The organism is Echinimonas agarilytica (genome assembly GCF_023703465.1).
Classification (GTDB): Bacteria; Pseudomonadota; Gammaproteobacteria; order Enterobacterales; family Neiellaceae; genus Echinimonas; species Echinimonas agarilytica.
The window spans coordinates 98752-112396 of the sequence record NZ_JAMQGP010000007.1; the positions used below are offsets into that span (position 1 = coordinate 98752).

Genomic DNA, 13645 nt, shown 5'->3' on the forward strand with positions numbered 1-13645 from the left:
CGTTTCCTCCTACAGATTGAATACGTCTTTAAGAATATCCATGTTCTTTTGACTTACACCTTCGGGTTCGAACCCTGAGGCCTTGCACATCAGGTACAACTTAGCACCTTTGTTTGCCACATCAATGAAGTCGAATGCTTGGAGAACGTCCGCACCAGATGCCGTTGCACCATGCTTTTCCCAGATGGCCACATCATGCTTTAACAGTGCTGCAGTTGTGCCATCGGCCAGCTCTTCAGATGAAGGCAAAGCGTAAGGGATCACACCGATTCCACGTGGCACAAATGCTCGAACTTCCGGTAGCATTTTCCAGCACGTATAGGTATACAAGTCACTACTTGCGACCACATCTTTATGATGTGACATAGCAATGAGTTCTAACGGGTGTGTATGGATCACTGCCTTATGGTCTGACCCAGCCATTCGTTTCGACTCTAAGATTTTTATGTGACTGATAAACTCTGAAGTTGGTGCAAAGTCATTACTGGCTTTTCCGCCCCAAACCACTTGGAACGCATTAGCTTGGTCATTGACTCTAAGAATACACCCGGCATACGCCGGATCTCTCAGTTCGCGGATCCGCTGGCCAGTACCTTTCACAAAATAAATACGTCCGGCACAACTTTTGGGTAGCTGTAGCGGCAGTGGCTTGTACTCACATTCACAATCGAGTTCTCCGAAGATGTCTGTGAGGTCAATTGATATATTGCCACCATTTCGCTCTGCCCACTCGCGCTGCCAGAGGTACTGAGACAATTCACCGACCTTATCAAGTTCGTCGAGAACTTGTTGACTTAACTTGCCCTTCATTATTTACCCTCACAAATTGGATTATTCTTAAAAAGGCTAATTCCTAGCGGGTTGCTAAAACGTTTGCCTCGTATTCTTTAATATCTTTCATCCAGTCAAAGCCAACAGGCGTGTCGTTCTGCAAGCAGTGGTAATCCCAAATAGCGTTCCACGGTAGAGAGTGAGACTCTTCAATCAGCGCCAAGCGACTTGTGTAATCGAACGACTCTTCTGCTTCTTTCAATTTTTCAACCGGCTCCAACAGAGCCTTGAGAAGTGCTTTTTGGGCGTTGCGCGTACCAATAACCCAAGCTGCGATTCGGTTGATAGACGCGTCGAAGAAATCTAAGCCGATTGACATACGTGACAACAAGTTATTGCGCACAATTTCACGCATGATTGCTTGTGTTTCATCGTCAAATGAAACGATATGATCGGAATCCCAGCGAATTGGGCGTGTCACGTGCAACTGCATGTCTTGAATATAAATAGAACACGCACTGATCTTGTCAGAGATCATTTCTGTTGGGTGGAAATGACCTGCATCTAAACATAAGGCGATTCCACGAGACGCTGCGTAACCAAGATAGAACTCGTTACTACCTACCGTGTAAGCCTCGGCACCTATACCGAACAACTTACTTTCAACTGCATCGATGTGATATTTGGTATCGATTTTTTCAGTCAACGCTTCATCAAGAGACGCCGCGAGACGCTTGCGTGGCGAGAGACGATCAACTGGTTGATCTTTCATACCATCTGGAATCCAAATATTCATGTAAGATGGTGTACCAAGCTCTTTACCGAAGTATTCTGAAACTTTACGGCTGGCCTTCACGTGGTCAATCCAGAATTGGCGGATATCATCATTTGGATGAGACAGTGTAAAGCCTTCGTCAGCATTCGGGTGCGAAAACAGTGACGGATTGAAGTCCAAGCCTAAATCATTGGCTTTGGCCCATGTAACCCAACGCTCGAAATGCTTCGGTTCGATTTTGTCACGAGCAACATCTTCATCGGAATCTAGATAAATAGCATGTAAATTTACGCGTTTTTTACCCGGAATGAGGGTAAAAGCTTTTTCCATATCAGCACGCAGCTGGTCAGGGGTTTTAGCCGCACCGGGATAGTTGCCCGTAGCTTGAATACCCCCACTTAAAGCACGGTCAGGATTTTCAAAGCCTTTTACATCATCACCCTGCCAGCAATGAATAGAGATCGGAGTCTGAGCTAACGTTTCCAAAGCTTTTTCGGTATCAACACCGTGCTGTTGAAATACTTCTTTTGCTTGTTGATACGCTGCAATTACTTTTTCTTTTTCAATAGTCATGTTCTGTTCCACTTAAATAATCTTTTGATATTTAGACTTGATATCTGCGAGCCCTTCGACTTCGCTTGTCTTGAAATAATTAACGTTCGATGAAAAATTAATGATTCTTCTAGCTTCATCAATATTTTTGATATCACCTAGTGCAATAAACTGATTGACAACATTTCCAAATGCAGATGCCTCTTGAGGCTCAGCACTTACCGAAATTTGACATACATCTGCACATAACTGATTTAAAAACTTATCTTGTACTCCCCCACCTACAATTCTTAATTCATCGATTTGAACCTTAGATGCGGTTGATATTTTATGTAGTGCGTCATCATAGGCTAATACTAAACTGTCATAGATACACCGAATGATCTCTGCAGCAGTTTCCGGCGCTGGCATATTTCTTTCTATCAACCAGTTTCGAATCGCTTGCGTCATACTTTTTGGATTTAAAAAACTTCCATCATTAGGGTCAACAATAAATTTAAAAGGTTCAGCCATTGACGCCAATTGAATGATGTCACTGAATTCTAAAGAAGGATTTTCAGCTTTAAATCGTTGAATAAGCCACAAACCCATAATGTTTTTAAGCACTCGATATCGGCCTTCTACACCACCTTCATTCGTTAGGTTAGCTTCATAAGCTGCCTCGTCTGCAAAAGCGACGTCACTTTCGATCCCCACAAGTGACCATGTGCCAGAGCTCAAAAATGCTGTGTTCTTACTTTGTAATGGTGTTGCAGCCACGGCAGAGGCCGTATCATGGCTAGCCACGGAACACACAGGAATCACGGTTCCTTTATGGTCGTAATTACCAATCAATTGGCTCGGTAGTTCTGGTGTTAAAAACCAAGCGGGCTTAGCACCGCAGGCTTCTAATAATTTTGGACTCCAAGTTTTATCTTGGCACTTTAATAATTGACTGGTTGAAGCATTGGTATACTCACAATGCTTGACCCCACTCAATTTATAATTCAAATAATCTGGGATAAAGAGTAGCTTATCAATATCACCAAACCATTGTGGTTTTTGCTCTGATATAGCCTTCAACTGAAAAATAGTGTTAAATGAAAGAAATTGAATTCCGCTTTCAAAATATATTTCTTCTTTCGACAATCCACTATCAGACATTATTTTCTCGAGCATGCCTTCAGTTCGGTTATCTCGATAACTAACATAATCGCCAAGTTCATTACCGTTCGCATCAAGAAACACGAAGTCGACACCCCATGTATCAATTCCCAGAGAGCAGACCTTCACTCCAGATTTTATAACTTTATCAATACCTATTTTTATTTCGCCAAGTATTAATTCAAGGTCCCAACATGAGTAACCGTTACGCAAAACCTGATCATTCTTAAAACGATGATATTCTTCAAGAGTTACTTTTTGTTCATTCAAACAACCGAGCATGACTCGTCCACTTGAAGCACCTAAATCAACCGCGACAACTGATTTCATTACTTTTTATAATCCCTTGTTACATTCAGCTATATAAACTTCTTTATACAAACATTAACAAGCCAACAATTGATTTAATCAAGGTGAAAAACTTTGTTTAAATCTCGAACGACCGGAGAGTTGTCTTCGTTCGTCTCCATAATATCTGCCATATATGACCACCATTTTTTTACAATGGGCTCAATCGGTAGTTGACCCATCGTGTGGTCATCTGTGCGTTTCAAAACAGCAAACAGTGCGTTAGTTGTTGAATCATGAAAAATCGAGTAATCAAACACTCCGGCACATTTAAGAGCTTCGGAAAGTTCTGGCCAGATCTCATCATGTCGCTTTTCATATTCAGCCTCACAATCAGGCATTAGCTGCATAACAAATGCGAATTTCTCCATGATTTCCTCTTCACAATTTAAACAATCCTGAGTGCTTCATTCAAACAATTAGTCTTGCTCACTGATTCAGTATTACTGAGCAAGCGATTGATGCGAATGACGAGTTGGACCGAATAACTGAGACAAAATTCAACTCGTACGTGCTCAGCATGGTTTAGAAAAACTCGTTTACGCATTGGCTACTGTTAGTCTATTACTATAAAGGAGCACCCAATCTTTTCAACCATTATCAACCACAAATTATCAACTTCGGTCACCGAATGGTCAAAATTGAGAACCAAAGCAATATAACCTTAAGAGGGCTGCACTCGATTTTGTTGCGAAGGAGCCTTTTAATAGATAGATTATGCGTGAGACGGATGCGAATGAGGCTAAAGGGAATGGACCAAAAGATATTCACTACTCGAGCGGCACTGCTCAGAGTAGTGAATGAATCGTAGCAGGCTACCGAATTATTTCAGATCACTAACTGTTAGGTGATCCATATCATCAAACTCTTGGTTTTCACCTCCCATCGCCCATACAAATGTATAGTTTTGGGTGCCCACACCACTGTGAATAGACCAACTTGGAGAAGCAATTGCAACTTCAGGTTGCAACGCAAGTGAACGCACTTCTTTGGGCTCTCCCATCAAATGAAATACACGCTCGTCTGATGGCAAATCGAAGTACATATAGATCTCAGTACGACGGAAATGAGTGTGCGGCGGTTTAGTATTCCAAACACTGCCCGACTTCAACTCTGTGATCCCCATTACGAGCTGACAACTATCGACAATACCTGGACGAATCGATTGGAAAATAGTGCGTTCATTCGAAGTTTCTTGTGCGCCCAATTCCATCTTCTTGGCTTTAGACTTAGGAACATGAACCGTATTGGTTACTCTGTGAGCAGGGTAAGACACCAAATAAAACTTCGCAGGATTATCAGCATCATCAGATTCAAACAATACATTTTTGCTCTCTTTGGCGATGTAAATACTGTCTTTATTCTCCATCGCAAAAGTTTGACCATCAACCGTAACTTGACCCTTCGCACCAATGTTAATCACACCCACCTCGCGGCGCTGACAAAAATAGTCTGCAGCGAGTTCTTTGTGAGTCGGTAAATCAATACCTTGTTCAGTCGGCATAATTCCAGCGATAACGCCTCGGTCAACATCTGTATAGGTAAGTTTTATTTCACCCGGCTCAAACAAAGGTTGAGTGACAAACGCTTCACGTAATTCGTCATTACGCATGTTTTTGTAGCTTCTAATATCAGCTGAGAACATGAAGTCCATAAAATAATCCTTACAACATTAAAAAGAGACAAAAGGCTTCAAAGGTAATCCGCAATGTCTGACGCAGCCACCCTAGATGATTTCGCGAACTTATAACCTGTATTAGGAATAGCTCATAAAAATCGTTGCTTACGCAAAAATCGAGAGTTTAACTTCACTCAGTGCCTCATCGAGATGGTTACGGCGCTGAGTTTAACAAACCTTCCAAAGATTACAATTGCCCACTTGTGATTACTTATGATTAAACGCAAGATTGTGACGAGTGTACACAACATTTCCCAAAATATGGGCCATATCAAACCTAAAGAAGCTCAAGTGCGATACCACACCGCAAATCAAACACGTCAAATGGCACAAATAAATACAGGGATCACGATTAGTTGCGACCGGTATTGAGTTATTTTGATTTAATCAATAATATTTGAATGAAGTTACAGTCATTTATACGAACAACTCGATCACGATAACACCAATTGAATGCTGGTCTTAAGCCGAACGGGTTCACTCAATAACGAGTGTTCCATCAATAATAGTCGGTCGAAGAACCACCGTTCTCACCAATAGAACCAAAAAAAATAGTGATGAAAAACCAAAGCTTGACACTAAAATCGGCACGCAATTCAAGCGCATCATTAATAATGACACAGTTCATCATGCCTTCAGCGGCAAACGCTGAAGGGGTACGAATAGAAGGGTATGAAACAGTCCAAATTACGGTCAATGCAGAATCACCTGTGCCAAGGCCAATCGTAAATGTCGCCTTGTATTTAGAAGATGCCTTGGTTGATGAAGATTCTGTAGCTCCGTTTAGCTTTGATCAAACATCAATCAGCTCGTTGAGCAGCCTCAGTGCTAAAACGTACGCGCGCAAAGCGCGAGCCATAGACGATAAAGTTATTGTTGGTGTGGCAAATTTGAGGGTATCAGCTAAATCTCAGTCAGGCGGAAGTTCATTAAGTGGAGCCGGTAGCATAAGCATGCTTACGATTGTGATCATGTCTTTATTGCTTTTCTGTAGACGGGCGACGGCATTAAGAGCTTTCTCCCTGAAGTAAATATCTCGATAAGAACTCCGGCTTGCAGGTTTTTATTCATTGTCTCGCAATTAGGTGATTGACCACTCTATTAACGTAATAAAGGCTCGATCCATTAAACATCATTTACAACATTGAAAGGACACTTAAAACACATGATCGTATTTTCTAGGATAATCATCAGTGCGGCGAAATACTTAGTTGTCGCTGCAGCACTATCAGGATGTGCGGTAACCGATCAAACTCAAACTAACGTGAAGTTAGAAAGTCAAACACTTATTACAGATATGGCGTTGCATTTTGATGGGAAAAATTTAGATTTTAGTAATTTTAAAAAGCCAAACACAGGTCATAAATACGACTATTTCTTTGGCCGCAATATCTCTGCGCACGGAGATGCAGTCAAGCCTTATAAGCACTATGTGTTTATGACTTGGTACAAAGGCGGAAAATTTGATCGCAACGTAATGCTTTCACGCTACAACACCCTCACAGGAAATGTAAAAACGATTAAATTTCCTCACCGTCACACCGGTTTCCGTGGCGACCCGCTCGTCGGTGAATCTCACAATACGATTGGTCTAGCAGTCAGTCCGGTCAACGGCACTATCCACATGGTTTATGATATGCATGCCTATACCGACACCAACCATGACGGCAAATTTAAGGACGATTACTTCCGCTATTCATTCTCTTTACCAGGCGCTGCAGACGCAAGTGACGATGCTTTTAACCTCGACCAATTCGTCAAAGATACCAGCGACATCAGCCAAGGAAATGACGATTATAAGCACCTCACTATGACGGGAAATTTAGCTGACAAGGATAATTTCGCCAGCCTTACCTACCCTAAATTTTTCATCAACAGTGACGGTACGCTTTTACTGTATATGCGCTTGGGAGGCAACAATAACGGAGCTTATGTATTCAACCGATATGATGCACAAACCAACACATGGTCTAAATTCGTCAACTTCAATCATAACAACCAAAAATTTCTAGGCAATGAATACAACTGGGGCCTTTATGGCAACATGAAGTATGTCAATGGGAAGCTTCGAGTAGGATTCCAACAACGAAGCGGTGACAATAATGACAAATACAAATATCAAAATGGTGTCTACTACGCATACTCAAATCATGCGGATGGGTTCGGCGAGTGGAAAAATCACAAAGGCAAACCGATGACTTGGCCTCTGGTGAACTCAGACGAAATCAAAGTGTTTGAGCCTGGCGACTATATCACCCACACAGACGCCAACTCGGTATTCATTGTAGGAAGCTTCGATTGGACAGTCACCGAGAACGAAGATATTCATATCATCAGTAAATTACGTTCAACGAACAGAAATCGAGCCGATTATGAAGAGGTGCATCTTCACTCATACAAACCCGCAGGTTCTGAAGAATTCGTAGTAACCACAGATTTTGCTGGTGCTCAGTCTATTTATACGGCCGGTGACAATATTTACATTATTGGTTTGAATAAGGGGTTTCCTTATGTTGAAAAAGCAAAAGGCGGCACCAACGATTTTGTTCGAGTTTACCAACAACAACAAGGGACTGAATTCGATCACGGAACCATCTATATCCAAGATGGAAAAGTCTATTACTACTTAATGGAAAAAGCACTGGGTAACTCTGTACCATTGCATTTACAAGTCATAGACTTAGGGCTTAACCCGAAATTAGATTAAAAGGCAATAGCGCCGCCATTGAGATCAAGACGTGTTTCTTTGTGGCTGCTGGATACTTATTGTTCAAGAAAATTTTCTGATGTTCGTCTGCTAAAAAACGCTGCGATGTAGCGCAGCGTTTTTTTCGATGATTATCACAAAATATTAGAAACGTTTGACCCACTTATCGAGCTTAGAAAAACTGTTATTTCTGATATTTTCACCTGTGGTTTCGCGGCCGTCTTCGGCCCTAGTAACAATACCATAAGTCGTTGTCGTCCCTTCTCTACCATTCCCAAAAACACCATCTATTCGGTTATTGCGAATGGAATTGTTTCCTTGAACCCCGTTCAGTGAAATACCTTCGTAATGACTACCATACTTATTCCTAGGTGATGTTTCGCCATTTACCACCGCCCCTAAATCGCTAATGGTGTTGTCTTCAATCACGACGTTGTTCGCTCTCTCAACACTAATTGGGCGTACGGATTTAGAGATATCATTATCTAGAATTGTAACATTGGTGGCAGTCCAACCTGAGAATACACGTTTAATACTGAGACCAACTACTACATCAACCATCGTATTATTTCGCATTTTGATATTGTCGGCACCACGCTTGCTCGTAATACCATCAAACGCGCGTTCTATATAGTTATTGGAGAGATTGAAGTGATCACCGTATCTCCCGTTATCTCCGCCCGCCGACACATAAATCGCAGCATCACGTACACCATAGAATTGGTTATTGGTAATTGTTGCTCTCAAAGCACCTGTCATCAAAATGCCACTATCACCACCGGCTTTGTAAAAAGGAGCACTTGAAGAGTGAGTGCCGTTAAAAATGATGTTTTTAATTTCTAAATGATTGAGTTTACTCGCTCCACCGTTGGTTACTCCCCGAACAGACAACGCATCGGCAGTGGCTTTGGTGCCTTTCTTATTTGATGGCGTCAACGCTGTGTAAGGTACAACAGTCGACACTTTGGCATTTGCCATATTGAAATGCCCCCCGTTCCAGCTAACGTTTGCCAACTGGCCTGCGCTAGAACATTCCTTTGATTTTGTATCGTTCGAATCGATGCTAAATAGATCGCCATCTAACGCACTGGTCGCAATAAAGTTTGCTCCTGTGGCGTTGACCTTTAAATCTTTTTTCAAATAGACCTTAAGATCTTTGCTGATGTAATAAGTGCCAGTAATCGTTAGCGGGCGCCCAGTATTAGTGGCCTGTTGAAGCGCATCACGCAAATCATCTTGGTCGCCTCCATAAAGATTTTGAGGCGTATCTGTGCAATTCACAGCTGCCGCACTCGCACTCAGTGTTAACGCACCAATAAGTGCGATAAATGGATTTTTTTTTATATTTTTCATTATTAGATTTACCAGGTTTAAAAAATTTGTAATGTCGATCATCTAGATCAATCAAATCGAAACCTGACGTCAAAAAAGAACATTTACAATCAAAACAAATAAAAACATGTCAAAAATAAGATCTATTAAACATTTTTGTCACATACTTATTGTGTGATTACAACAATCGATATGAAACATAAAAATACAGTAACGGAAATAAAACAACTGATTATACATAAATGTATAAAGCCCTCCGTAGCACTACTCTTAGATTAAACACAATGAAATATTAGAAATTCGCATCTCTGTCACAACTTTTGACTAACAAAACATGAACACATTGTGATTGATCACGATCATTAATGACCACTATTGAGCATTTATTGTTATTAAATATAGTGTCATCGACATACTTGATTCACTTTAAAAGGTCCTAGTACCTACAAGTGATTTATGTCACTCCGTCCGTTCATGACGCATATGAACCTTGGTTCAGTGCCAGCAGTCGTGGCTATGGATAGAGAAAAGGGAGAAGTGGATGACTTCTAAAAATAACAAGGGTGGAATGTAGAGATACCAATGAATATCAAAAGATTAAAAGTTTCAGCAAGCCTAAATGCGATGTTGCTCATCGCGTCATCGTTAAGCATGACGGCAGCAAATGCAGCTGTTTCACTAGAACAACAAGTGAAAATCTCAGATAGAGGCCTCCATTTTGATGGCCAAGATCTAGATTACAGCAACGTCGGTAGCGCCGATCTAGGTGAAAAATACGACTTTTTCTTTGGACGCAACATCTCTGCGCATGGAGATTCTGTAAAACCTTATAAACATTATGTATTTATGACATGGTACAAAGGCGGAAAATTTGAGCGCAACGTCATGTTATCCCGTTACAACACCTTAACCGGCACCGTGAAAACCATTGAATTTCCACACCGCCATACAGGATTTCGTGGCGATCCATTAATAGGTGAATCTCATAACACTATTGGCCTAGCTGTAAGCCCTGTCAACGGCACCATTCACATGGTTTATGACATGCACGCCTACACTGATAATAATCATAGCGGTAAGTTTAAAGACGACTATTTTCGCTATTCGTTCTCGCTACCGGGAGCAGCAGAAGTGAGTGACGATGCATTCACCCTTCAGCAATTCGTCAAAGATACCAGTGCCGTCAGCCAAGGTGATGACGATTATAAGCATCTGACTATGACAGGTAATTTAGGGGATAAAGCCAATTTTTCAAGCTTGACCTACCCTAAGTTCTTCACCAACACAGACGGCACCTTATTACTTTACATGCGTTTAGGCGGCAACAATAACGGGGCTTACGTATTCAACCGCTACGATGCGAACACGAACACATGGTCCACGTTCACCAAGTTCAATTACAACAATCAAAAGTCAAAAGGCAACCCATATAACTGGGGGCTGTACGGCAACATGAAATATGTAAACGGTAAACTTCGTGTCGGCTTTCAGCAGCGTAGCAGCGACAACAACGACAAATACAAATATCAAAATGGTGTCTACTACGCCTACTCCGAGCATGCAGATGGATTTGGTGAATGGAAAAATCATAAAGGTGAGCCAATGACATGGCCCCTGGTTGACTCAGATGAAATTAAAGTATTTGAACCAGGAGATTACATTAGCCATGCCGAAGCCAACTCCGTTTATATTGTGGGCAGCTTTGATTGGACAGTAACTGCAAACGAAGACCTTCACATGATCAGTAAGGTTCGCTCATCGGATCGAAATCGCCCCGATTATGAAGAAGTTTATCTTCATTCCTACAAACCAGCAGGAGCCGAAGATTTTATTGTTTCTACAGACTTTGCGGGCGCCGAATCGATTTATACTGCTGGAGATAATATATACATCATTGGACTGAAAAATGGTTACCCGTACGTCGAGAAAGCCAAAGGCGGCACTAACGATTTCGTTCGCGTGTACGAACAGAATGAAGGTACCAAATTCGATCACGGCACCATCCATATTCAAGATGGTAAGGTGTATTACTACTTGATGGAAAAAACTTCAGGTACAGCTATGCCGCTTCACCTTCAAATCATCGACTTGAATCTTGAAGGAGACGCAAACTCGCCATCAGTATCATTTCCTTCGACAACGATGAGTATTGATGAAGGCTATGATCAATTGACATTTACTGTCGACGCAACAAGTCCTGTGGCAGAACGCACGATCGAATCAGTCACGCTCTACCTGAATGACACAGAAGTCAGAACAGACAATAGCGTACCGTTCATTTTTGGGCACAGTTCCAAACCTCATGAAACGGGCGCCATAGGCTGGCTTGATAGCCATTATCAAAACCCAAACCCTTTACCTGCAGGCATACATACCTTTAAAGCCATTGCGACCGATAGTGAGGGTGAGACCGGTATTGCATCGATGCAATTATTGGTCAAGTCCGATGCCCCCACAGTGTCGTTTGCGCAAGCATCGATGGTCGTTGAGGAAGGATATGACAAGCTTGCAATCACAATAGACGCATCAACGTCTAGTGATGAACACACCATTGATTCGGTCACTTTATATATCGACGACGAAGAAGTTCGAAAGGATACAAGTGTTCCCTTTTTGTTCGGTCATGGCAGTAAACCCCACGAAACAGGAGCGATGGGATGGTTAAATACGCACACACCAAACCCAAATCCATTAACAAAAGGCGTGTACACATTCACAGCAGTAGCAACCGATAGTGAGGGTCAAACAGCCACGGCTGAGATGCAGCTCACTGTCACAAGTTCAGATAAACAACCAATCGTCGCATTTCCTAAATTGACTTACATGGTCTTTGAAGGGTATGAAAAACTAGGAATCACTGTAGATGCTGAGTCACCAGTAGAAGGTAGAACGATCACCTCAGTTTCGTTGTATCACGACAGCACGCTGATTCGAAAAGATGTGAGACCCGTATGGAACTTCGGCCACTCGCATGCACCATATGAATTTGGTGCTATGGGTTGGTTAGATACCCATGCTCCAAACCCTAATCCGTTAGGCATTGGTAGCCATACATTTACCGTAGTGGCGACCGACAATGAAGGCGAAACCGGTGAAGATAGTATGACGCTGATTGTTAAAGAGCGCCCCGCCCCTGCGGTTCGCTTCCTAGAATCTGACATTGAACTCATTGAAGGCTATGCCGCACTTTCAGTCACGGTTGAAATTGATGCCGCCGAAAATGCCGCTGAAGTAGTCAGTGTCGGGTTATACCTTAACAATACTTTGATCCGTGAAACCTATGAAGCACCATACAGTTGGGGCAATGAAGCATATCCAAGCGAATTGCTGAATATTCCAGCAGGTGAACATATTCTAAAAGCCGTGGTAATGGACAACTACAATCGAATGACCACTTCCACAATGACGGTCGATATTAGTTTACTCGGCGATTTAGACGGCGACGGAGACGTAGACCGTCACGACATTCGTTCGTTTAGCGCAGCTGTGCGAAAAAATGAAATGACGAACAAGAGATACGACTTTAATTCGGACGGCAGTGTAGACAGCCGTGATGTTCGTGGCCTCGCTCAATTGTGTTCAAACGCGCGTTGCGCAAGCAACTAGGAGTAATCAACATGAAATTATTTGTACTCATCTTTACATTAATTAGCACGCTTCCAACCCATGCTGGATTAATTACCAGTCAAAGTGATCAAAGTTCTTATAATACCGGCGACTTAATCACTATTGATTTGTTTATCAATCATGCGACCACCGATATTGCATGGTTAGAGCTTAAATATGATTTTGACGTCACTGAATTAGGATATGAACTCAACAGTTTCGCTTTGACGCCTGAAGCATTTAATCAATCTTGGTTTGCGTTAGACGATGTCGACGACGTATTCGGCTCTGTGTTTTTGTGGATAGGACTATTTGATGGCTGGGATCAAGCGCTCACCAACAGCTTTCAGCTCGGTCAAATCCAATTCACAGCACTGAATGACATCAGCAACTTCAGTTTGTCTCTACCTGATATTTATGCTGAAGATCCTTGGGGCGGCGTTATTGACGAAACCAGCTTGCAGGTTGAAGTGCCAGAACCTTCAACCATTGCATTATTGATTGCAGCGACGGCGGGCCTACTCGCGCGAAGACGTCAACAACGTTAGGGGACTTACCGCAGCGTAATCTGCGGTCCTTTTTCGCAAGGAGGACACTCCAAAGACTGTCCTCCTGTTTACTCACTTGTTTCAAGCTCACGATATTGACAATCGAAAAACGCTTTCAATATTAATTTGAAAAAATTGATCTAGATTAAATATTCATAAAATTGCTCTCCAGCCCCCTCAAAATA

The 13645-nt window shown here is 42.2% G+C and carries 10 protein-coding genes; 4 read left to right on the forward strand and 6 right to left on the reverse strand.

Going from position 1 to position 13645, the window contains the following annotated elements; translation table 11 throughout:
• Positions 1–9 precede the first annotated feature (9 nt).
• The 5 genes from rhaD to kduI form a co-directional block, all read right to left on the reverse strand.
• The gene (gene rhaD / locus NAF29_RS13565) at positions 10–810 is read right to left on the reverse strand and encodes a rhamnulose-1-phosphate aldolase (RefSeq protein WP_251262175.1); all 801 of its coding nucleotides are present in this window, start codon (positions 808–810) and stop codon (positions 10–12) included.
• 43 nt (positions 811–853) lie between these two features.
• Positions 854–2119, reverse strand: a complete 1266-nt coding sequence (locus NAF29_RS13570; RefSeq protein ID WP_251262176.1) for an L-rhamnose isomerase — start codon at positions 2117–2119, stop codon at positions 854–856.
• Positions 2120–2131: 12 nt separating this feature from the next.
• A complete protein-coding gene (gene rhaB / locus NAF29_RS13575) occupies positions 2132–3571 on the reverse strand; it encodes a rhamnulokinase (protein WP_251262177.1) in 1440 nt (479 codons plus the stop codon).
• A gap of 74 nt (positions 3572–3645) precedes the next feature.
• Positions 3646–3960 (reverse strand): L-rhamnose mutarotase, encoded by a 315-nt coding sequence (rhaM, locus tag NAF29_RS13580; protein WP_251262178.1) that lies wholly within the window; start codon positions 3958–3960, stop codon positions 3646–3648.
• Positions 3961–4412: 452 nt separating this feature from the next.
• On the reverse strand, positions 4413–5243 hold the full coding sequence (gene kduI, locus NAF29_RS13585) for a 5-dehydro-4-deoxy-D-glucuronate isomerase (protein WP_251262179.1): 831 nt from the start codon (positions 5241–5243) through the stop codon (positions 4413–4415).
• Positions 5244–5881: 638 nt separating this feature from the next.
• On the opposite strand from kduI, the gene NAF29_RS13590 reads away from it, so the two are divergent.
• Positions 5882–6298, forward strand: a complete 417-nt coding sequence (locus NAF29_RS13590; RefSeq protein ID WP_251262180.1) for a hypothetical protein — start codon at positions 5882–5884, stop codon at positions 6296–6298.
• 134 nt (positions 6299–6432) lie between these two features.
• Complete coding sequence (locus tag NAF29_RS13595; RefSeq protein ID WP_251262181.1) at positions 6433–7974, forward strand: BNR-4 repeat-containing protein; 1542 nt, start codon at positions 6433–6435, stop codon at positions 7972–7974.
• 144 nt (positions 7975–8118) lie between these two features.
• On the opposite strand, the gene NAF29_RS13600 is transcribed toward NAF29_RS13595, so the two are convergent.
• Positions 8119–9327, reverse strand: coding sequence for a right-handed parallel beta-helix repeat-containing protein (locus tag NAF29_RS13600; protein ID WP_251262182.1), 1209 nt, complete (start codon positions 9325–9327; stop codon positions 8119–8121).
• A 561-nt stretch (positions 9328–9888) separates the two neighbouring features.
• On the opposite strand from NAF29_RS13600, the gene NAF29_RS13605 reads away from it, so the two are divergent.
• Positions 9889–12912, forward strand: a complete 3024-nt coding sequence (locus tag NAF29_RS13605) for a BNR-4 repeat-containing protein (RefSeq protein WP_251262183.1) — start codon at positions 9889–9891, stop codon at positions 12910–12912.
• A gap of 11 nt (positions 12913–12923) precedes the next feature.
• Entirely contained in the window at positions 12924–13460 is a 537-nt protein-coding gene (locus NAF29_RS13610) for a PEP-CTERM sorting domain-containing protein (RefSeq protein ID WP_251262184.1), read from the forward strand.
• Positions 13461–13645: the final 185 nt, after the last annotated feature.